18 protein-coding genes are annotated in these 21,291 nt (G+C 66.9%); 5 read left to right on the plus strand and 13 right to left on the minus strand.

The window, feature by feature from the left end:
* Positions 1–13: 13 nt before the first annotated feature.
* Positions 14–1,198 carry a 1-deoxy-D-xylulose-5-phosphate reductoisomerase gene (gene dxr / locus ABD243_RS07380; protein ID WP_344363841.1) on the minus strand — a complete coding sequence of 395 codons (1,185 nt, stop codon included), beginning with the start codon at positions 1,196–1,198 and terminating at the stop codon, positions 14–16.
* Between the two features lie 175 nt (positions 1,199–1,373).
* On the opposite strand from dxr, the gene ABD243_RS07385 reads away from it, so the two are divergent.
* Complete coding sequence (locus ABD243_RS07385) at positions 1,374–2,852, plus strand: lipase maturation factor family protein (protein WP_344363843.1); 1,479 nt, start codon at positions 1,374–1,376, stop codon at positions 2,850–2,852.
* Positions 2,853–2,872: 20 nt separating this feature from the next.
* Here ABD243_RS07385 and ABD243_RS07390 read toward each other — a convergent pair whose 3' ends face one another.
* Both ABD243_RS07390 and ABD243_RS07395 read right to left on the minus strand, forming a co-directional pair.
* Positions 2,873–3,535, minus strand: a complete 663-nt coding sequence (locus ABD243_RS07390) for a response regulator (RefSeq protein ID WP_344363846.1) — start codon at positions 3,533–3,535, stop codon at positions 2,873–2,875.
* Complete coding sequence (locus ABD243_RS07395; protein ID WP_344363848.1) at positions 3,525–5,306, minus strand: sensor histidine kinase; 1,782 nt, start codon at positions 5,304–5,306, stop codon at positions 3,525–3,527. Before ABD243_RS07395 ends, ABD243_RS07390 begins: the two co-directional genes overlap by 11 nt.
* Positions 5,307–5,548: 242 nt before the next feature.
* Here ABD243_RS07395 and ABD243_RS07400 point away from each other — a divergent pair, with 242 nt between their 5' ends.
* From ABD243_RS07400 to ABD243_RS07410, 3 genes are read left to right on the plus strand one after another with little or no spacing between them, the layout of a single operon-like run.
* Complete coding sequence (locus ABD243_RS07400) at positions 5,549–6,367, plus strand: ABC transporter ATP-binding protein (RefSeq protein WP_344363851.1); 819 nt, start codon at positions 5,549–5,551, stop codon at positions 6,365–6,367.
* Between the two features lie 24 nt (positions 6,368–6,391).
* Entirely contained in the window at positions 6,392–7,285 is an 894-nt protein-coding gene (locus ABD243_RS07405) for an ABC transporter permease (RefSeq protein WP_344363854.1), read from the plus strand.
* 3 nt (positions 7,286–7,288) lie between these two features.
* Positions 7,289–8,347, plus strand: a complete 1,059-nt coding sequence (locus ABD243_RS07410) for an ABC transporter substrate-binding protein (protein WP_344363857.1) — start codon at positions 7,289–7,291, stop codon at positions 8,345–8,347.
* A gap of 151 nt (positions 8,348–8,498) precedes the next feature.
* Here ABD243_RS07410 and ABD243_RS07415 read toward each other — a convergent pair whose 3' ends face one another.
* From ABD243_RS07415 to ABD243_RS07445, 7 genes are all read right to left on the minus strand, one after another.
* Positions 8,499–9,338: an HpcH/HpaI aldolase/citrate lyase family protein gene (locus ABD243_RS07415; protein ID WP_344363859.1), complete on the minus strand. Its 840-nt coding sequence runs from the start codon at positions 9,336–9,338 to the stop codon at positions 8,499–8,501.
* Positions 9,335–9,907: a MaoC family dehydratase gene (locus ABD243_RS07420; RefSeq protein ID WP_344363861.1), complete on the minus strand. Its 573-nt coding sequence runs from the start codon at positions 9,905–9,907 to the stop codon at positions 9,335–9,337. The genes ABD243_RS07415 and ABD243_RS07420 overlap by 4 nt, the downstream gene beginning before the upstream one ends.
* On the minus strand, positions 9,904–10,665 hold the full coding sequence (locus tag ABD243_RS07425; protein ID WP_344363864.1) for a CoA transferase subunit B: 762 nt from the start codon (positions 10,663–10,665) through the stop codon (positions 9,904–9,906). The genes ABD243_RS07420 and ABD243_RS07425 overlap by 4 nt, the downstream gene beginning before the upstream one ends.
* 2 nt (positions 10,666–10,667) lie before the next feature.
* A complete protein-coding gene (locus ABD243_RS07430) occupies positions 10,668–11,468 on the minus strand; it encodes a CoA transferase subunit A (RefSeq protein ID WP_344363866.1) in 801 nt (266 codons plus the stop codon).
* 39 nt (positions 11,469–11,507) lie between these two features.
* Positions 11,508–12,671, minus strand: coding sequence for an acyl-CoA dehydrogenase family protein (locus ABD243_RS07435; RefSeq protein ID WP_116768225.1), 1,164 nt, complete (start codon positions 12,669–12,671; stop codon positions 11,508–11,510).
* Between the two features lie 63 nt (positions 12,672–12,734).
* Positions 12,735–14,912, minus strand: a complete 2,178-nt coding sequence (locus ABD243_RS07440) for an acetyl/propionyl/methylcrotonyl-CoA carboxylase subunit alpha (protein ID WP_344363869.1) — start codon at positions 14,910–14,912, stop codon at positions 12,735–12,737.
* Positions 14,913–14,919: 7 nt separating this feature from the next.
* The gene (locus ABD243_RS07445) at positions 14,920–16,527 is read right to left on the minus strand and encodes a carboxyl transferase domain-containing protein (RefSeq protein WP_344363872.1); all 1,608 of its coding nucleotides are present in this window, start codon (positions 16,525–16,527) and stop codon (positions 14,920–14,922) included.
* A 149-nt stretch (positions 16,528–16,676) separates the two neighbouring features.
* On the opposite strand from ABD243_RS07445, the gene ABD243_RS07450 reads away from it, so the two are divergent.
* A complete protein-coding gene (locus tag ABD243_RS07450) occupies positions 16,677–17,366 on the plus strand; it encodes an SACE_7040 family transcriptional regulator (protein WP_344363874.1) in 690 nt (229 codons plus the stop codon).
* 176 nt (positions 17,367–17,542) lie between these two features.
* Here ABD243_RS07450 and ABD243_RS07455 read toward each other — a convergent pair whose 3' ends face one another.
* Genes ABD243_RS07455 through pdhA form a run of 3 tightly spaced genes read right to left on the minus strand, consistent with a single transcriptional unit; the run spans position 17,543 to position 21,134 of the window.
* Entirely contained in the window at positions 17,543–18,949 is a 1,407-nt protein-coding gene (locus ABD243_RS07455) for a dihydrolipoamide acetyltransferase family protein (protein ID WP_344363877.1), read from the minus strand.
* Positions 18,946–19,956 carry an alpha-ketoacid dehydrogenase subunit beta gene (locus ABD243_RS07460; protein WP_344363879.1) on the minus strand — a complete coding sequence of 337 codons (1,011 nt, stop codon included), beginning with the start codon at positions 19,954–19,956 and terminating at the stop codon, positions 18,946–18,948. The genes ABD243_RS07455 and ABD243_RS07460 overlap by 4 nt, the downstream gene beginning before the upstream one ends.
* Entirely contained in the window at positions 19,956–21,134 is a 1,179-nt protein-coding gene (pdhA, locus tag ABD243_RS07465; protein WP_425547151.1) for a pyruvate dehydrogenase (acetyl-transferring) E1 component subunit alpha, read from the minus strand. Before pdhA ends, ABD243_RS07460 begins: the two co-directional genes overlap by 1 nt.
* Positions 21,135–21,291: the final 157 nt, after the last annotated feature.

The raw sequence follows: 21,291 nt of genomic DNA on the forward strand, positions 1-21,291 counted from the left end.
GATCTGCTGCTTCCTAGACGCTTCTGACGGCTAAACGTTCGTGGGTGCGGGCGCGTGCCCATCTTTCAGCATCCAGTACCGACTCCACCGTCAGCCCGGAGGATCCTGTGTGTTCGCTGAGGACTGCTTCGATGGTATCGACGATGTCGGTGAACCGGATCTGCCCGGCATGGAAGGCCATCACGGCTTCCTCGTTGGAGGCATTGAACACGGCCGGAAAGGTGCTGCCCTGCCGTGCGGCGTCTTTGGCGAGGCCGACGGCGGGGAACGCCACGGCGTCCAGCGGCTCGAAGGTCCAGCTGGTGGCCTGGGTCCAGTCGCAGGCCCGGGCAGAGCCGGGGACGCGGTCCGGCCAGCCGAGACCGAGGGCAATGGGCAGGCGCATGTCCGGCGGCGAGGCCTGGGCGATCGTGGAGCCGTCGACGAACTGGACCATGGAGTGCACCACCGACTGCGGGTGGACCACGACGTCGATCCGCTCCAGCGGGATGTCGAAAAGCAGGTGCGCCTCGATCACTTCCAGGCCCTTGTTGACAAGGCTTGCCGAGTTGGTGGTGACCATGAGGCCCATGTCCCACGTGGGGTGGGCCAGGGCGTCCTGCGGCGACACATCGTGGAGCTGGTCCCGGGTCCTGCCGCGGAACGGCCCGCCCGAGGCCGTGAGGATGAGCCGGTCCACTTCCGCTGCGGAGCCGGAGCGAAGGCACTGGGCAATCGCCGAATGCTCCGAATCCACCGGGACGATCTGGCCCTCGCGGGCAGCGGCCTTGACCAGCGAACCGCCGACAATCAGGGACTCCTTGTTGGCCAGGGCCAGCGTGGCACCGGATCTGAGGGCGGCCAGGGTGGGGGCGAGCCCGATGGAGCCGGTGATGCCGTTCAGGACGACGTCAGCGGTGATTTCCGCGATCCGGGTGGAGGCGTCGGGTCCGGTGATGAGTTCGGGGCTGTACCCGAGGAGCCCTGCCGCGCGGGCGGCGTCGTGGATCATGTCCCGGAGCGCGGAGGCGTCCGCGGAGGCAACGCCGATGGCCTGGGCGCGGGTGTGGACGGCCTGCCGGGCCAGGAGTTCGAGGTTGCCGCCGCCGGCGCTGAGGGCGACGACCTCGAAAAGGTGCGGGGCGCCGTCGACGACGTCAATCGCCTGTGTGCCGATGGAACCGGTGGACCCGAGGATGACGATCTTGCGCGGCTGCATGATTCAAGTATCCCGTACCGCGCTCGTGCTCAAGTTGCGCCGCGGCCAGTATCGCGTTGGCATGTCACGGCAGTCCCGGCGCGCAACACTGCCGCGAAGTGCGCAGTCGGCGCCCGCATGGTTCTGCCTGCGACAGGACGTTGACGCCGGGAACCGCAGGCGTAACGTGGGGATCGTGGAGTGGACGGCCTGGCTGGACGCGCCGGAGTACGAGTTCGCCCGGCAGGTATTGCAGCGCGGCGTCGCCACCCTGTACTTCGTGGCGTTCCTTTCCTCACTCAACCAGTTCCCGGCCCTCCTCGGCGAGCGTGGGCTGTTGCCGGTCCCGGATTTCCTGGCCGGTTCCAACCGGCTGCGCAGGCCTACCCTGTTTAGCTGGCGTTACTCGGACCGGTTGCTGCGCGCGGTGTGCTGGGGCGGGATGGCGATTGCCGCCTCCCTTGTCTTCGGGTTGCCGCAGCTTGGGCCGCCCTGGGTTCCCCTGCTGGCGTTCCTGGCGCTGTGGCTGTTGTACATGTCGATAGTCAACGTGGGGCAAACGTTCTATGGCTTCGGCTGGGAGATGCTGCTGCTCGAGGCCGGGTTTACCGTGGCGTTCCTCGGCTCCGACCAGACTCCCCCGCCCAGGACCATCCTGATCCTGCTGGCCTGGCTGGTGTTCCGTCTTGAGTTCGGTGCCGGCATGATCAAGATCCGGGGCGGGCGGGAGTGGCGGGACCTGACTGCCCTGTACTACCACCACGAGACCCAGCCGATGCCCGGCCCGCTCAGCCGCCAGGCGCACCTGCTGCCCAAGGCGTGGCACCGGATGGAAGTCCTGGGCAACCATTTCGCCCAGCTGGTGGTGCCGTTCTTCCTCTTTGCCCCGCAGCCGCTGGCCAGCGTGGCCGCGGGCATCATTGTCTTCACCCAGCTCTGGCTGGTGGCGAGCGGGAACTTCGCCTGGCTCAACTGGATGGCGATCCTGCTCGCCTTCGCCGCGGTCAGTGATCCGGTGGCGCATGCCGTGATCCCGGCGATTCCGCTCGACTGGCACTCGGAGGCCTGGGGAGCCGGCGCTCCCGCCGGCGTCGGCAGCCAGGCGCCGGTCGCGTGGCTGGTGGTGTTGCTCTTTGGCACCGTCCTGCTGCTCGTGCTCAGCTACCGCCCGATCGAGAACCTGCTCTCCCATTACCAGCTGATGAACGCCGCCTTCAACCGCTGGCAGCTCGTGAACGCCTACGGCGCCTTCGGCACGGTCACGAAGCAGCGGATTGAAATCGCGGTGGAAGGAACCCTCGCCGCGGAGCCCGACGACACTGCGGAGTGGCGGGAGTACGGCTTCCGCGGCAAGCCCGGGGATGTCCGGCGGGTCCCGCGCCAGTGGGCGCCCTATCACCTTCGCCTCGACTGGCTGATGTGGTTCCTGCCGCTGCGCACCGTGCACGAGCGGTGGTTCTACGCGTTCCTGGCCAAGCTGCTGGAGGCCGACCGCCCCACCCTGCGCCTGCTGCGGATGGATCCGTTCGACGGCGAACGGCCTCGCTGGGTGCGGGTCCGCAGCTACCTGTACCGTTTCTCCACCCGGGCGGAGTTCCGGGAGACGGGCCAGCGCTGGATCCGGATCCCGTTGCACGAATCGATTCCGCCGCTGTCCCTGCCGCCGGACGACTGACGCCGGCGGGCTCAGCGGCGCTATGTTGCCCGGAGGCTGTAGCGGTGTTCAGGTCGTCCCGTGGTGCCATAGCGCAGGTTGACGTCGACGGAGCCGTCCTCCACCAGGGCGGAGAGGTAACGTTGCGCAGTTGCCCGGGAGATGCCGACGCTTGCGGAAACGTCCACCGCGGTCAGTGCTCCCGGGGTTTGTCCCAGGGCACCGAGGACGGCGGTCTCCGTCACGGTGCGGGCTTTGGCAGTTTGCGCATCCGAGGCGTGCAGCTGGCGCACGGCACGTTCCAGGACCTCCTGGTCCAGTGCGGATTCCGAACCGAGCAGGCGACGGTAACGGGCATAGCCGCGGAGCTTTTCGGCGAGCTGCTTCTCCGAAAAGGGCTTGATGAGATATCCGAGGGCTCCCCTCCGCATGGCCTTGCGGACGGAGGAAGGATCCGACGCGGCGCTGAGAACGAAGGCGTCAATATCCAGCCCCCGCAGGATGTCCAGCCCGTTGCCGTCCGGGAGGTAGATGTCCACCAGGACAAGATCCGGGCGGAATGCGTGGATGGCCTCCAGGGCGGCTCCCCCTGTCCCCACCGGTTCCAGTGCCATATAGCCGGGCGCGGCATTGACGTAGGTGGCATGGAGCCGGGCCACATGGAAGTCGTCGTCGACAATCTGGACCCTCAGGTCATCCTTCAATTCGTGTCCTTTCGTCGTTAAGTGCCAGGACCCGAGGCAAGCGGGCACAAAACACGGCACCCGGGCCGCCGGGCTCTCCCGGGGAAATCACCCAGACATCGCCGCCACGGCTGCGCGCGATTTGGCGGGACAAGGTCAGCCCGAGCCCTTCGCCCTGCCCGGCGTTTCCTGCTTCCAGCCAGTCGGCCGGGCCCTGGTCGGGGTTCCGCTCCGGGTCCTGGCCTGGCATCCGTCCGGCGGTCGAGTAGCCCTCCTTGAACGGCGCCTCAGGGTCCACCCCCTGCAGCCCGTCCCCGGAATCAGCCACCGTGAGATGAAGCGTGGTGTCCTCGCTGAGAAGCTCGACTTCCACCCAACGGTCCAGGCACGCCCCCCGCACGGCGGCCGCCACCGCGTTATCCACCAGGTTCCCCAGGACCGTCGTGACGTTCTGCGGATCGGATACCGTCCCCGTGATCAAGGTGGCGTCGCCCAGGCGGAGGGGCACGCCCAGCTCCGCCGCCCGCAGCGCCTTCGCGCCAATGAACGCCTGGAGGTAGGTGTCCTCAAGCTTGCCCGCAAAGTCCACCGGGTACTTCAAGGGGCCCGATTTCAGCGTTGCCTGCAGGTAGCTGGCCGCCTCGTCCGCGCGGCCGACGTTCAGCAACCCCGAAACGGCATGTAACCGGTTGGCGAATTCGTGGCGCTGGGCCCTCAACGCGGTAGAGAGCGCCCCCACGGCATCCAGTTGGCGGCTGAGTGCCTCGACGTCCGTCCGGTCCCGGACCATCAGGACCCAGCCGAGTTTCCGCCGGCCCCGCACCACCTTGCGAGCCGTCATGATCAGCACGGAGCCGTTCACCATCATCTGAACGCTCTTGTTTCCGTCGGCGTTGGCGGGCTCAAGCAGAGCCAGCACCCTGGACGGGAGTCCGAGTTCCGCCAACGTGCGGCCGGATGTTCCCGCCAGGCCCAGAAGGCGGCGGGCCTTCCCGTTGCAGATGGTGACACGACCGTCTTCAGCGATGCCCAGCACACCTTCGTCGACACCGTAGAGCACCACTGCCTGGTCCTGCACAAGCTCGCCGATCTCAGCAGGTTCCAGGCCCAGTGTGTCGGTCCGCAGCCGCCGGCTCAGGAGGGCCGTTCCGGCAGTGCCGAGTGTCAGGGCCACAGCGGCAACTCCGAGGATGGGGAGGATGGCGGCCTGCAAGCCCGCGAGCACGTCTCGGGTGGAAAAACCGACGCTGACCTCGCCGACAATGGACCGGCCGTCGGCGGACCAGACCGGGACTTTCGAGCGAACGGAAGGCCCGAGGGTTCCGGTCTCCTGGACGGTGATCTCCTGTCCCGAGAGGGCGGCATCCGGGCTGGTGCTCACCGGCCGGCCGAGCTCGGCCGGGTTGGGATGTGACCAGCGCAGGCCGGACCTGTCCGTGACCACGACGAACAAGGCGTCAGTCCGGTCCCGGAGGACTTCGGCAAGTTGCTGGACGGGCCCTGTGCGCAGCGTGGAGTTCCCCGGGATGAGGTCAGCCGTGGCGACAGCGCCAAGTTCCTTGCGGATGGGTTCCTCCACCGCGAGGCTCTGCGCCACCGCCAGGGATTTCGATCCGATCTCATCGCTGAGCCGCTGATAGGTCAGCCAGCCATAGACGCCCGCGGTCAGGATAATCACCAAAGCCACAACGGCGAGCTGAAGGACCAGCATCCTGGTCGAGAACGCCAACCCTGACCGGTGCACCGCCCGGCGGTCCCCCACCTCCGGGACAACACTGTCCACTGCTTCCACCGGCTCCTCATTCACGTTCCGCACCGGACCCCGGTGACCCGGGACAACGTTAGGGCCATTGCCCCCCGGGCACCACTGGCGCGTGAGCACAAAGCGCACAAGGTGCATAAAGGGTTGTTTAGCGGCTATGGAGCTAAAGGGCGACGACGCCGATTTCACGCCGTAGCGTCGTGTGACGTGACGCACAGACAACCGAATTTCGGGCCTGCGCCGCAGCAACGCAAAGTGACGAAGGAGACACCATGCCAGCCAATAAGGCGCCGCTGATTGAGTTGAGGGCGGCGACGAAGAGATTCCCGAAGAACGGCGGGGGCATCCATACGGCCATCCGCGATGTGAACCTGGCCGTTGCCCCCGGGGAGTTCGTCGCCGTCGTCGGCCCCACCGGTTGTGGCAAATCCACCACCTTGTCCTTGATCTCCGGCCTGCAGCCCGCCTCGGAAGGCGAAACGTATGTCCGGGGTGAATTGGTGACCGGCATCCCGGCCCGGGTCGGGTACATGTTCCAGGCCGACGCAACCCTTCCGTGGCAGACGGTGCTGGACAACGTGGCCTCGGGCCCCCGCTATCGGGGAGCATCGAAGGCCGACGCCCGCATCCAGGCCAGAGAATGGGTGGAGCGGGTTGGACTGGGAAGGTTTGAAAAGTACTACCCGCACCAGCTCTCGGGCGGCATGCGGAAGCGGGTCGCTCTGGCCCAGACGCTGGTCAACGAACCCGAGATCATGCTGATGGACGAACCGTTCAGCGCCTTGGACGTCCAGACCCGCCAGCTCATGCAACAGGAGCTCCTGCGGCTTTGGGGCGGCAGCGATGCCGCTGTTGTTTTCGTCACCCACGACCTCGAAGAGGCCATTGCCCTTGCTGACCGGGTGGTGGTGATGACGGCCAGCCCCGCCACCATCAAAGCGGAATTCAGGGTGGACCTTCCCCGTCCCCGCGATGTGGAGGAGGTCCGGCTCACGCCCGAGTTCCTGGCAATCTACCGCCAGGTCTGGGACAGCCTGCGCGACGAAGTGGAACAGGCCAGGGCCACCGCCGGGCAACCCGATGCAAAGTAAACGCAACCAGTTAGGACAACGACGATGACGTCACCCACCATCAGCGCCCCGCCCGCCGCACGGGGGCAGGAGCTCAGCGCCGAGAACGAAGCCGGCTTGCTCGCCGGTGCCCGCAGGTCCAGACGAAATGCCGGTTACAAGGTGTGGGCCTTGCGCGCAGTGATCGTCGCAGTGTGGCTTGGCAGCTGGGAACTGACCGCCACCTATCTGATCGACCCGTTCTTCTACTCCAAGCCGTCCCTGATCTGGGACCGGCTGATCCAATGGTTTGCCTCCGGCACCCAGTTCGGCTCGGTGTGGGAGAACATCGGCTATACCGTACTGGAGGCCACGGCCGGCTTCGCCATTGGCACGGTCGCCGGAATCGTGCTCGGCGTCCTCTTGGGCCGAAGCCACTACATGGCGGAAGTCTTTTCACCGTTCATCAAGGCCGCCAACGCCGTCCCGCGCATCGTCCTCGCCGCGCTGTTCATCATCTGGTTCGGTTTCGGCATCAGCTCCAAAATTGCCACCGTGGTGGTCCTGGTGTTCTTCGCGGTGTTCTTCAACGCCTTCACCGGCGCCCGGGAAGTGGACGGCAACGTGGTCAACAACGCGCGGATCCTCGGAGCAGGCAAACGCAAAATCCTGACGTCGATCGTGCTTCCCAGCGCCACCACCTGGATTCTTTCCTCACTCCACACCGCGTTCGGGTTCGCGCTCATCGGCGCGATCGTGGGCGAATACGCCGGGGCGAAGCACGGCATGGGCATGCTGATCGCCAACGCCCAGGGCACGTTCGACTCGGCGGGTATTTACGCCGGCATGATCATCGTCACCGTGGTGGCGCTGCTGGCGGAATCCGTCATTACCACCGCAGAAAACAAGCTCCTCAAATGGCGGCCGTCTCAGGCCCAGACTCAGATCAAGGGAATCTAAACCATGAAAACGAAACTACAGCGACGTAGTGTCCAGGCATCAGCCGTCCTTCTCACCATCGCGGTCGCCGCGGGAGTCAGCGGCTGCCAGGATTCGCGGGCCGCCTCCGTCGACAGCGCCAGCACACCGGAAGTCAACATCATTGTGGGCGGCCTGGAAAAGGTCATCTACATGCCTGCCAAGCTTGCCGAGGGCCTGGGCTTATTCGAAAAGGAAGGGGTCAAAGTCAACCTGCTCGGCGAGCAATCCGGCGCCACTGCGGAGAACTCGCTGCTGACCGGCAATGCACAAGGCGTTGAGGGGTTCTATGACCACACCATCGATTTGCAGGCCAAGGGACAGTGCATCACCTCCGTGGTGCAGCTGGCGAACATCCCCGGCGAGGCCGAGGTTGTCTCCACCAGCAAGGCCGGCACCATCACGACGGCGGCTGACTTTGAGGGCCGAAACCTGGGCATCACGTCGCTGGGGTCCTCCACCGACTTCCTGACCCAGGCCCTCGCCGGCCAGGCCGGTGTGAAGAGCTATACCCCGGCCAAAGTCGGTGCCGGCCAGACCTTCATCGCGGCCATGGACAACAATGGCATCGATGCGGGCATGACCACCGATCCCACCATCGCCCAGCTCGTTGAAACCGGCAAGGGCAAAGTGATGATCGACATGCGCACGGAGGAGGGAACCCGCAAGGCGCTCGGCGGCCTCTATCCCGCCGCGTCGGTGTACATGAGCTGCGACTTCGTGCAGAAGAACCCGCAAACGGTCCAGAAGGTGGTCAACGCCTTCGTGGGCGCCCTCCGGTTCATCAATAGCCACAGCGCCGCGGAGATCGCCGCCAAGATGCCCAAGGAATACGCCAACGCCGGACAGGCGCTCTATGAGAAATCCATCAACGACACCAAAACGATGTTCAACAAGGACGGAAAGATGGACGCCGACGGCGCCAGGAACGTGCTCAGCATCTTGGACAAATACTCCACCAACGTCAAGGGCAAAGGCTCATCCATCGACCTGAGCAAGACCTACACCACGGCGTTTGCCGACAAGGTCCCGGCAGAGAAGTAGCGGCTCCTTAGTAGCACCTCGGAAGTAGCGGCCGCGAACCAGAGGCAGCCGGACCGGGGAAACTGGGGAAGAATGCCCAGGCACACATGAGGTGGCGGGTGCGTCCCGGGACGAATCCCGGAACGCACCCGCCACGTCGTTGCGGGAGTTCCTAGACCGTGCGCCCGGCCCGGCGGAGGGTGGACTCGGCGTGCTTGAGGATGGGGCCGTCGATCATTTTGCCCTTGAACTGGAAGACTCCCGTGCCTGCGGCGGCGGCAGCGTCGAGCAGCTCGGCGGCCGCCGCGACCTCGGCCTCGGTTGGGGCGTAGGCTTCACGGACGACGGCCACCTGGTCAGGGTGGATGCAGGCCTTGGAGGAGAATCCCGAGGCCACGGCGTCGCGGGCCTCGACCGCGAGCCCGGCGAGGTCCGGGATGTTGACGTAGACGGCGTCGATCGCGTCCTTGCCGAAAGCGCCGGCGGCCAGGAGCACGGTGGAGCGGGCGTGCAGCGCGACGGCCCGGTAATCACCGTTCTCCGTCCTGCTGGAGGTCCCGCCGAGCGACGCCAGAAGGTCTTCCGCACCCCACATGAGCGCCACCACGTTGGGTTCGGCGGCGATGGCGGCGGCGTTGAGGACGCCGACGGCCGTCTCGCAGAGGGCGATGACGCTGTAGCCCTCCAGTTCCTTCAGCTGTGCGGCGTTCTCGGCCTTGGCCAGCATGATGTGCCGGTAGGGCGTGTGCTTGAGGCAGTGCATGTCTTTTTCGAACTCGTCCGTGCCGGCCGGGTTGACCCGGATGATGGTGCGGCTCGGATCCAGTTCCGGAACGTCGCCGGCGGCGCCGAGCTGGGCGAGGATGGCGCCGCGGGCCCGCTGTTTGTCGGCGGGGGCGACGGCGTCCTCGAGGTCCACGATCACGGTGTCGGCGCGCTCGGCGGCTTTTTGGTACCGCTCGGGGCGGTCGGCGGGGCAGAACAGCAGGGCGGGACCCATCAGGAAACTCATGTCTCTATTGTCCCCTTTCGCGCCGCTTCCAGCTCGGCAGCGGCGTGGGCCTCGCGTGTCCACATCAGGCAGCTGCGGGCGGCGAGGGCCACCACGTCGCCGTGCTGGTTGCGCCCGGTGTGCTGCATGGTCACGATGCCCTGGCCGGGGCGGGACGCGGACAGCCTTTTCGCGGTGACCACCGTCTCCGTGTAGAGGGTGTCCCCGTGGTAGAGCGGGCGGGGAAAGGACACGTCCGTCAGGCCGAGCTGGGCGATGATGGTGCCCTGGGTCAGCTGGGGCACGGACTGGCCCACGACGGTGGCCAGGGTGAACATCGAATTTATGAGCCGCTGGCCGAACGGCTGCCCGGCGCTCCAGGCCGCGTCGAGGTGCAGGGCCTGGGTGTTCATCGTCATGGTGGTGAAGAGGACGTTATCCGTCTCGGTGACGGTCCGGCCGGGCCGGTGTGCGTAGACCACGCCCTCTTCCAGCTCGTCGAAATAGAGGCCGCGCTGTTCAATCACCCGGGGGTTGCCGGTGCCTGTGCTTGTGCCAGTGCCTGGCGATGTCATGCCGGTGTCACTCATACGGTCAGTTCCTGGTCTTCCTCGAAGAGTTCGGCTCCGGTGGCCGCCACGACGTCCTCCACGGACACGTTCGGCGCCAGTTCGCGCAGCACCAGCCGGGACTGCCCGCCGTCGGTCACGACGTCGATCACGGCGAGGTCGGTGATGATCCGGTCCACGCAGCCTTTGCCGGTCAGCGGCAGCGTGCAGGCCTCCACAATTTTCGGCTTGCCGTTGCGGTCCACGTGATCCATCATCACGATCACCTTTTTGGCACCGAAGACGAGGTCCATGGCGCCGCCCATGCCTTTGACCATTTTCCCGGGGATCATCCAGTTGGCGAGGTCGCCGTTCGCGGCGACTTCCATGGCACCGAGCACGGCGACGTCGACGTGGCCACCCCGGATCATGCCGAAGGAAGCGGCGGAATCGAAGAACGCGGCGCCCTTGTTGACCGTGACGGTTTCCTTGCCGGCGTTGATCAGGTCCGGATCGACCTGCTCGTCCGCCGGGTAGGGCCCGACACCGAGGATGCCGTTCTCGGAGTGCAGCACCACCTCGACCCCGGCGGGGATGTAGTTCGGGATCAGGGTCGGCATCCCGATGCCGAGGTTGACGTACTGCCCGTTGTGCAGTTCCTGCGCCACCCGGGCGGCCAGTTCATTGCGGGTCCAGCCCTTGCTCTCAACACCGGCAGGATGTCCGACGGCTGCGGGCCGGTATTCGTGGCGGACGGCTTCGGGACGGGGCGGGGCGCCCTGGGCGTTGTTCGTTTCCACGACTATGCTCCTGCCTGCTCTGGTAACTGTTTTGTTGCGCCGGAGGCGCCGGCGGCCACTGCCACCGTCCGCTTTTCAATGCGCTTTTCGCCGTGCGGGGCCAGCACCACGCGCTGGACGAAGATTCCCGGGACGTGGACGTGCTCCGGGTCCAGCTCCCCTGGTTCCACGAGTTCCTCGACCTCGGCGATCGTTATCCTCCCGGCCATCGCGCACAGCGGGTTGAAGTTCATGGCGGTCGCGTGGAAGACGAGGTTGCCGTGCCGATCACCCTTCCAGGCGTGCACGAGTCCGAAGTCGGGGGTCAGTGATTCCTCCAGCACGTAGTCCGTGCCGTGGAAGCTGCGGACTTCCTTCGGAGCTGAGGCGATCGCGACGTTGCCCCCGGCGTCGTACTTCTGCGGCAGCCCGCCGTCGGACACCTGCGTTCCGACGCCGGCCGGTGTGTAGAAGGCGGGAATGCCGGCGCCGCCGGCGCGCAGTTTTTCGGCCAGGGTTCCCTGCGGGGTGAGGATCACCTCCAGTTCGCCGGCGAGGTATTGCCGGGCGAACTCCTTGTTCTCCCCCACGTAGGAACTGATGGTGCGCCGGATCCGGCCGTCTTTGAGCAGGATCCCAAGGCCCCAGTCGTCCACTCCGCAGTTGTTGCTGACGGTCTCCAGGTTCGTGGCGCCGCCCCGGTGCAGGGCCTCGATCAGGGCGACCGGAATGCCGCACAGCCCGAAACCGCCGACGGCGAGCGAGGCGCCGTCGTGGATGTCCGCGACGGCCTCGGCAGCGCTGGCAACAACTTTGTTGATCATCAGTGATCCTTCCCTCGACGGTTGCGGCCAGCGGGCGGGTCAGAGACCCAGTTCGCGGGCGATCAGCATCAGCTGGACCTCCGTGGTGCCCTCGCCGACTTCGAGGATCTTGGAGTCGCGGTAGTGGCGTGCCACGGTGAATTCGTTGATGAAGCCATAGCCGCCGAACACCTGGGTGGCGTCCCGCGCGTTGTCCATGGCTGCCTCGCCTGCGACCATCTTAGCGATGGCCGCCTGCGTCTTGAACGGCTTGCCGGCGAGCATTCTGGCGGCCGCGTCGTAGTAGGCCAGGCGGGCGGTGTGGGCCCGTGCTTCCATCCGGGCGATCTTGAACGCGATGGCCTGGTACTTGCCGATGTTCTGCCCGAATGCGCTGCGTTCCTTGGCGTATTTCACGGACTGGTCCACGCAGCCCTGGGCCGCGCCGACGGCCAGTGCCGCGATCGCGATCCGGCCCTCGTCGAGGATGGAGAGGAAGTTCGCGTAGCCGCGGCCCCGGGTGCCGAGCAGGTTTTCCTCAGGGACGTGGACGTTGTCGAGCGTCAGCGGGTGGGTGTCCGAGGCGTTCCAGCCGACCTTGTTGTAGGCCTTCTCCGCCTTGAAACCCGGTGTGTTGGTGGGCACCAGGATGGTGGAGATTTCCTTCTTGATGCTGCCGTCCGGGCGCTCATCCTGGCCGGTCACCGCGGTGACGGTGACGAGCCTGGTGATGTCCGTGCCGGAGTTGGTGATGAACTCCTTGTTGCCGTTGATGACCCACTCCCCTCCGCCCAACTTCGCGGTGGTCTTGGTGCCGCCGGCGTCGGACCCAGCCTCGGGCTCGGTCAGGCCGAAGCCGGCGAGGGCCTTTCCGGAGGCCAGCAGCGGCAGCCACTCCTCCTTTTGGGCGGCGTTGCCGAAGCGGTGGATCGGCATGGCGCCGAGGGACACCCCGGCCTCCAGGGTGATCGCGACGGACTGGTCCACCCGTCCGAGCTGTTCCAGGGCCAGCGCCAGGGCGAAGTAGTCCCCGCCCATGCCGCCGAACTCCTCGGGGAACGGCAGGCCGAACAGGCCCATGTCCGCCATCTGGGAGACGATTTCGTAGGGGAAGCTGTGTTCTTCGTCGTGCTTGGCGGAGACCGGGGCTACCACTTCGTCGGCGAATTCGCGGACGGTGTCGCTGAGGACCTGGTAGTCCTCGCTGAGCTCAAAATCTGGCATGGGGTGACTCCTTTGTCTGTGTTGCTGTCTAAAAACTGTGGCCTGGTGTTGAAGGTGTGGCAGCTATTCCGCCGCGCCCATCGCGATGACGGCTTCCTCGATGGTGTCCTCGGCTCGGGAGGCTTCGGGCGGGTGGATGGTGGCGAGCACCTGGTCTGCCTTCACGAGGTCGCCGGACCCGACGCTGATGTGGACGGTGCCGTCCAGGGGTGCCACGAGCTGGTGTTCCATCTTCATGGCCTCCACCGCGAGCAGCACCTGGCCTGCCTCCACGGTGTCGCCGTTGCTGACGGACACCGACACCACGGTCCCGGGCATCGGTGAGCGCACTGCGGGGTCCGCGGCGCCTTCCTCGCGCTCGATCGCGGCCAGCACGCGGGCCAGCCGCGCTTCGCGGGTGAGTACTTCGAGGCGGCAGGACCAGCCCTCGTTGCCGAGGAAGATCTCCGCGGGCGTCGCATTGTCCCGAACGGGTCCGGTACACACCGGCGCAAGCGAGTAGACCAGGGCTTCGCCGCCGAGAACCAACTCGGCGTGGTCCCGGGCGGGAAAACGGAGTGATGCCGTGCGCTGCGCCCCGCCGTCGATACTCACACTCGCCGTGCCCTGCCCCACCACGCCGAACACCTCTACCGTGGCGACACCGCCGTCGGGTGTTCCCAGGCTGATCCGCCGTGGGGCGCGGGCGCCAAGCCTCCACCCGTCGCGGAGGTCCCACGGGCCTTTCCCCTCGGCTTGGGCATCATGTTCCTGCAGAGAAGCGACGTAAATGGCAGCGGCGGCCACCTCGAAGTCACCCGCATGGCGAAAGCTGAACTCCGGCATCCTGCGTTCGATCAGGCCCGTGTCGAGCCGGCCGGCGCGGACGTCAGCGTCGTTGATCAGCAGGCGCAGGTATTCGACGTTGGTGTCGATCCCCAGCGCGGTGTACCCGGCCAGCGCCTCGTCGAGCGTGTCGAGAGCAGCGGCCCGGCTCTCTCCCCACGCGATGACTTTGGAGATCATGGGGTCGTAGCTGGAGGAGATTTCCAGGCCTTCGATCAGCGCCGAATCCACCCGGACGCGGCCTGCTGAACCTGCTGAGTCAGGGGGCAGTTCGTCCAGAAGCACGACCCGCCCGCCGGAGGGCAGGAAGTTCCTTTCCGGGATTTCCGCATAGACGCGTGCTTCGACCGAGTGGCCGGTGAGGACGACGTCGTCCTGGCGGACGGTGAGTTCCTCGCTGGCGGCGATGCGGACCTGCCATTCGACGAGGTCGATGCCGGTGACCATCTCGGTGACGGGGTGTTCGACCTGCAGCCGCGTGTTCATTTCCATGAAGAAGAACTCGTCAGGGGCGTTGTCCGAGACCAGGAATTCCACCGTGCCGGCGCCGGAGTAGTTGACGCTGCGCGCGGCATTGCAAGCTGCTTCGCCGAGACGGGCACGGATGGCCGCGCCGTCGGGCAGGGATTCCAGCAGCGGGGACGGGGCTTCCTCGATGACCTTCTGGTGCCGGCGCTGCAGGGAGCACTCGCGCTCCCCGAGGTGGATGACGTTGCCGTGGTTGTCGGCGAGGACCTGGACCTCGATGTGCCGCGGGGTGGTCACGAGCCGTTCCAGGAAGAGGGTGTCATCGCCGAAGGCACTGGCCGCGACGCGCCGGGCGGTGGCCAGGGTCGCTTCGAGGTCCTCGGGCCGTTCCACGATGTGCATGCCCTTCCCGCCGCCCCCGGCGGAGGGCTTGATCAGCAGCGGGAAGCCGACGCCGGCCGCGGCCTGGATCAGCTGCGCGTCGCTCATGCCCGGTTCGGCGATGCCCGGGACCACCGGGACGCCGTAGCCGGTGACGTGGTTCTTGGAGCGGATCTTGTCGCCCATGACGTTCAGGGACTCGACGCCGGGCCCGATGAACGTGATCCCGGCGTCCGCCAGCGCACGCGCGAAGTCGACGTTCTCGCTCAGGAAGCCGTAGCCCGGGTGCACGGCCTCGGCCCCGGTGTCCCGGCAGGCCTGGATGATGGCCTCGATCTTCAGGTAGCTCTCGGTCGCGGCTGCCGGGCCGATCCTGACCGCGACGTCGGCCTCGCGCACATGGCGGGCACCGGCGTCGGCGTCAGAATAGACCGCCACCGAACGGATGCCCAGGGCGCGCAGGGTCCGGATGACGCGGCAGGCGATCTCGCCGCGGTTGGCGACGAGCACGGTGCCGAACAGGGGTTTGAGGGCCCGGGGCTTGGGCGATGTTGAAGTACTGGTCATTGCTGGCTCACATCCGGAACAGGCCGAAGGAGGTCTCCGGCAGCGGGGTGCGGGAGACGACGTCGAGCGCCAGTCCCAGGACGGTGCGGGTGTCCGCGGGGTCGATCACGCCGTCGTCCCAGAGGCGGGCGGTGGAGTAGTAGGGGCTGCCCTGGTCCTCGTACTGCTGTTTGATCGGGGCCTTGAACGCTTCCTCGTCCGCGGCGGACCATTCCTCGCCGCGGGCCTCGTACTGGTCCCGCTTGACCGTGGCGAGCACGCTGGAGGCCTGGTTGCCGCCCATCACGGAGATCCGCGACGCCGGCCACATCCACAGGAAGCGCGGCGAGTAGGCCCGGCCGCACATCGAATAGTTCCCGGCGCCGAAGGACCCGCCGATCACCACGGTCAGCTTCGGGACCCGGGCGGTCGCGACGGCGGTGACCATCTTCGCGCCGTTCTTCGCGATGCCGCCCTGCTCGTAGTCCTTGCCGACCATGAAACCGGAGAGGTTCTGCAGGAAGATCAGCGGGATGCCGCGCTGGTCGCAGAGTTCGATGAAGTGAGCGCCCTTGAGCGAGGACTCGCTGAACAGCACGCCGTTGTTGGCCACGATGCCCACCGGGTGGCCGTGCAGCTTCGCGAAGCCGGTGACCAGGGTGGTGCCGTAGTTCTTCTTGAACTCGTGGAACCGGCTGCCGTCCACCAGCCGGGCGATGACCTCATGGACGTCGTACTGGGCGTTCACATCCGTGGGGACAGCGCCGTAGAGCTCGTCCGGATCCGCCACGGGCTCGACGACGGCGTCGACGTCCCAGACGGGGGCGGCCGGGCGCGGCAGGGTGGAGACGATGTCGCGGACGATCTGGAGGGCATGCTCATCGTTCTCGGCCAGGTGGTCCGTCACCCCGGAAATCTTCGAGTGCACGTCGCCGCCGCCGAGCTCTTCCGCGGTGACGATCTCGCCGATAGCGGCCTTCACCAGCGGCGGGCCGCCCAGGAAGATGGTGCCCTGGTTCCGGACGATCACCGTCTCGTCACTCATCGCGGGCACGTAGGCGCCGCCGGCGGTGCAGGAGCCCATCACGGAGGCGATCTGCGGGATCTTCGCCGCGGACATCTTTGCCTGGTTGAAGAAGATCCGGCCGAAGTGCTCCTTGTCCGGGAAGACCTCGTCCTGCTTGGGCAGGAACGCACCCCCCGAATCCACCAGGTAGATGCACGGCAGCCGGTTCTCCAGCGCGATTTCCTGCGCCCGGAGGTGCTTTTTCACCGTCATCGGGTAATAGGTGCCGCCCTTGACCGTGGCGTCGTTCGAAATGACCAGGACCTGCCGGCCGTGGACCAGGCCGATCCCGGCAATCACGCCGGCACCCGGGGAGTCGCCGTCGTACATGCCGTTGGCCGCGAGCGGGGCGATTTCCAGGAACGGGCTGCCGTCGTCGAGCAGCCGGTCAATGCGCTCCCGCGGCAGCAGCTTGCCGCGGGCCACGTGGCGCTCCCGGGACTTCACCGGACCGCCCAGCGCGGCCGTGGCGAGGCGTTCCTTAAGCTCGCGGGCCAGCCCCAGCTGGGCCTCGCGGTTCGCGGCGAAGGCGGCGCTCGTGGCATCCACCTGGCTGGCGATTGTCTCCATTGACTGCTTCCGTTCCCTGACCTGCGTGCCGGACCGGCTTCAGAAGCCGCCCGACTATTTCGGTTAGTGCCGCATAACTGAAATTTAGGTTAGTCTCTATTAACTGTGATGTCCAACACAGGAACCATCTGCAACGAGGGGATGCGCCGGTGACCGAGCCCAGCCAGACTACCCAAACGCCGCCGGCCCACGCCCCCTCCGCCGCAGCCCCTTCAACGCCTGCCCCTTCAACGCAGCGGAGCCAGGCCAAGGCGAACCGACGCCAGGCCCTCTTGTCCGCCGCCGCCACGCTGTTCGCCATTGAAGGGTTCAACCGCGTCTCCCTGGAGGACCTGGGCGCCGCGGCCGGGGTCAGCGGTCCTGCGGTCTACCGTCATTTCGCCGGCAAGCAGGCGGTCCTCGGCGCGCTGCTGCTCAGCGTCAGCCAGGACCTGCTCGACGGCGGCCGCCGCGTGGTTACCGACTCCGACGGCGCCCTGGCGGCCCTGGGCGGCCTCGTGGCGTTCCATGTGGACTTTGCCCTGCGTAATCCCGACGTCATCCGGGTCCAGGACCAGGACTTTAGCAACCTTGCCGGCGAGGACCAGGACGAGGTCCGCACGCTCCAGCGCAACTACGTCGAACTCTGGGTGGACGTTCTGGCCGGGCTGCACGCGGGCACGGAGGCCGCCGAGCTGCGGATGCGGGCGCATGCCACCTTCGGCCTGATCAACTCCACCCCGCACTCGGTGCGCAGCCACGGACGCCGCATAGGCGTCCGCCGCGCCAGGCCGCTGCTGGAAAGCATGGCGCTGGCCGCGCTCCTGGCACCGGCCGCGCCGCCCGAACCTTTCGGCTGACCGCTCGCCTGCCCCGGCACTCCGGGGGCACTTTGGCGCAGACACGCCGTGAATCAGGGCCCCGCCGTCGAAAATTGTCCTCAAAGTGCCCCCGGACGGCGGTAACCCAGCACCCAATAGAGCTGCCAGCGCCCCTCCTTGGCGGGAAGGGCAGCCGGCAGCTGTGATCGGGGTGCTTAGACCATCGCGAGGACCATGCCCGGATCGGCCAGCATGGTGCCGAGGTCCTGGAGGAAGCGCGAGCCCTGTTCGCCGTCGACCAGGCGGTGGTCGAAGGAGAGGCTGAGCGTCATGACCTGGCGCAGGGCGACCTCGTCCTGGTACTCCCACGGCATCTTCCGGACCGCGCCCAAGGCCAGGATGGCGGCCTCTCCCGGGTTCAGGATGGGCGTGCCGGCGTCGATGCCGAAGACGCCGATATTCGTGATGGAGATCGTCCCGCCGGAGAGGGCTTCGGGGCTGGTCTTGCCGGCCCGGGCTGTCTCGGTCAGCTCGGTCAGTGCCGTGGAGAGGTCCAGGAGGGACATCCGGTCCGCGTCCTTGATGTTCGGAACCGTCAGCCCCCGCGGGGTCGCTGCCGCGATGCCCAGGTTCACGTAGTTGAACTGGACGATTTCCTGATTAGCCTCGTCCCACCGGGCGTTGAGCGTCGGGTGGTTCCGCAGCGCGATCAGCACGGCCTTGGACACCAGTGTCAGCGGGGTGAGCTTGTACCCGGCGAAGGCGCGGCTGGCCTTCAAGCGTGCCAGCAGCTCCATCGTGGGGGTGACGTCAACGGTCAGGAACTCCGTGACGTGCGGTGCGGTGAAGGCACTGGCCACCATGGCGGCGGCCGTGAACTTCCGCACGCCCTTGATCGGCGTGCGGGTTTCCCGCTCGCCCGGGGCCTGGGTGAGCCCGGCGGCCTGAACCTGCGCGCCGGCCAGTTCCTGAGCGGCTGCGGGCAGGTCCCCGCCGCCGACGAAGTTCCGGACATCCTCGCGGGTGATGAGCCCGTGCTCTCCCGTGCCGGTGACGGCTTCGAGGTCGACGCCGAGATCCTTGGCCAGCTTGCGCACCGGCGGCGTGGACCGCGGACGCTCGGCCGGTCTGGTTTCGACAGGCTTGGATTCAACCGGCTCAGCAACCCGGGCAGGCGGGACTGGTTCGGCTGCCCGGACGGGCGTCACCGTCTCAGCGGAGGCAACCTCGACTACCGGGACAGCCGCCGGGGCGGCGAAGGTGCGGGCGCGGCGGGCGGGCCGGCCGGAAGCTTCGAGCACGGCGCCGTAGCCCACGAGATTCGGCTCGCGCTTGGCGGCCCCCGTGTCGGAACCGGAGCCGCCGTCGTCGCCCTCTATCTCGAAGGAGACGATCGGTTTGCCGACCTCGACGACGCTGCCGGGCTGTTCGTGCAGGGCCGCGACCACCCCGGCGAACGGGGAGGGCAGTTCGACGACGGCCTTGGCCGTCTCCACCTCGGCGATGATCTGGTTGAGCGTGACCGTGTCCCCCACCGCAACCTTCCAGGCGACGATTTCGGATTCCGTCAGTCCTTCGCCGAGGTCCGGGAGCCTGAATTCCTTAATCATGGTGGCGCTCATCCTTCCAGCCCGCTGAGGGAGTTGGGGCGGCCCAGGGCACGGTCGACGCCGTCGAGAATCCTGTCCAGGCCCGGCAGATGGTGCATTTCCAGCTTCGAGTACGGGTAGGGGACGTCGAAGCCGGTGACCCGGACGGGGGCGGCCTCAAGATGGTAGAAGCAGCGTTCGGTGATGCTCGCGGCAACTTCGGCGCCAAGCCCGCCGGACTGGGCGGCCTCGTGCGTGATGACAAGCCGGCCGGTCTTGCAGACCGAGGCCTCCAGGGTCGCGAAGTCCAGCGGGGCAAGCGAGCGGAGGTCGATGACCTCGACCGAGATGCCTTCGTCGGCGGCCGCCAGGGCGGCATCGCGGGCGGTCTTGACCAGCGGACCGTACGCCACGAGGGTCACATCCTTGCCCGCCGTGACCACGCGGGCCCTTTCCATGGACAGCGCAGTGTTCAGGTCGATCGACTCGTCCACCTCGCCCTTGTCGTGGTAGCGCCGCTTGGGCTCGAAGTACAGCACCGGGTCATCCGAGACGATGGCCTGCTGGATCATCGTGTAGGCATCCTGGGGGTTGGAGACGCTGATGACGCGCAGCCCCGAGGTGTGAGTGAAGTAGGCCTCGGGCGATTCGGAGTGGTGCTCCGGAGAGCCGATGCCGCCGCCGAACGGGACGCGGATGGTGATGGGCATCTTGACCGCACCCTGGGTGCGGTAGTGCATTTTGGCGACTTGGCTGACGATCTGGTCGAACGCCGGGTAGATGAACCCGTCGAACTGGATCTCCACCACCGGCCGGTAGCCGCGGTAGGCCAGGCCGACGGCGGTGCCCATGATGCCGGACTCCGCGAGCGGCGTGTCCACGACGCGGTGCTTGCCGAAGTCTTTCTGCAGGCCGTCGGTGACGCGGAAGACACCGCCGAGGGCGCCGATGTCCTCCCCCATCAGGATCACTTTGGGGTCGTTTTCGAGGGACTTGCGCAGGCCCGAATTGATGGCTCGGGCAAAGGTCATCTGCGGCATCAGCGTGCACCTTCTTCAGAAGCGGCTTCTGCGGGATCGCCGAAGGAAGCCAGGTAGCGGGAGTAGTGGTCCTGCTGGCGGTCCAGCCAGGAGTTGGGCGTGCTGTAGACGTGCTTGAAGATATCCAGCGGCGCCGGCTCGGGCATGTTGATGGTGCCGTAACGGAGTTCCGCGGCCACGGCGTCGGCCTTGGCGGCGACGGCGGCCTCGAGCTCCGCGGTCAGCAGTCCCTTGCGGTCCAGCAGGGATTTCAGCCGGCTGATCGGGTCCTTCGCGGCCCAGTCCTCGAGCTCGTTGGCGTCCCGGTAGCGGGTGGGATCATCCGCCGTCGTGTGCGGGCCCATCCGGTAGGTGACGGCCTCAATGAAGGTGGGGCCGCCGCCGTGCCGCGCACGGTCCAGGGCAATGCGGGTGGCGGCCATGACGGCGAGGACATCGTTTCCGTCCACCCGCATGCTGGGGATGCCGAAGCCGGAAGCCCTGTCCGCAAGCTGGATGTGGGACTGTACCCGGACCGGTTCCGAGATGGCCCAGTGGTTGTTCTGGCAGAAGAAGACGACCGGCGCCTGGAAGCTTGCGGCGAAGACCATCGCCTCATTGACGTCGCCCTCGCTCGTGGCGCCGTCGCCGAAGTAGGCCACCGCGACGCAGTCGGCGCCGTCGTTCTGGATGCCCATGGCATAGCCGGTGGCGTGCAGGCTCTGCGCGCCGATGATGATCTGCTGCGTGGCCGCGTTGACCGTGAACGGGTCCCAGCCGGCGGAGGCGTTGCCCCGCCAGGCACGGACGAGGTCTTCGACTTTCACTCCGCGGCAGTAGGCCACCCCGTTGTCGCGGTAGCTGGGGAAGACAAAGTCGTCCTCGCGCAGTGCGCGGGCCGAGCCGATCTGGGATGCTTCCTGGCCGAGGAGCGGCGGCCACAGGGCGAGCTCGCCCTGCCGCTGGAGCGCGGTAGCCTCGGCATCGATCCGGCGGATGACCACCATGTCCTCATAGAGCGAGCCAAGTTGCTCGTCGCTGACATCCTGGAGCCAGGAATCAAACTCGGGATGGCTGATGCGCTCACCCTCGGGAGTGATGAGCTGGACGAGATCGCCGCCCGTCCGCCTCGTTGTATCTTCACTGTTTCCGGGGCCCCCGGCGGAAATACCGCCCTTGCCCGCGTCGTCGGTAAACACAGTTGTCCGCACCTTCTGACGTCGTCTGACCGGAGCTCGCAGGACTCGTGATCCCGCGGCGCGCCAGCCGCCCGGGCGCCGTTGCCCCGGATAATTGTGACCCTACTCACAATGCTCATCGGGTACAACCACCCGTAAAAATACTGAGCATTATGCA

Source organism: Arthrobacter humicola, from assembly GCF_039531445.1.
Lineage (GTDB): Bacteria > Actinomycetota > Actinomycetes > Actinomycetales > Micrococcaceae > Arthrobacter > Arthrobacter humicola.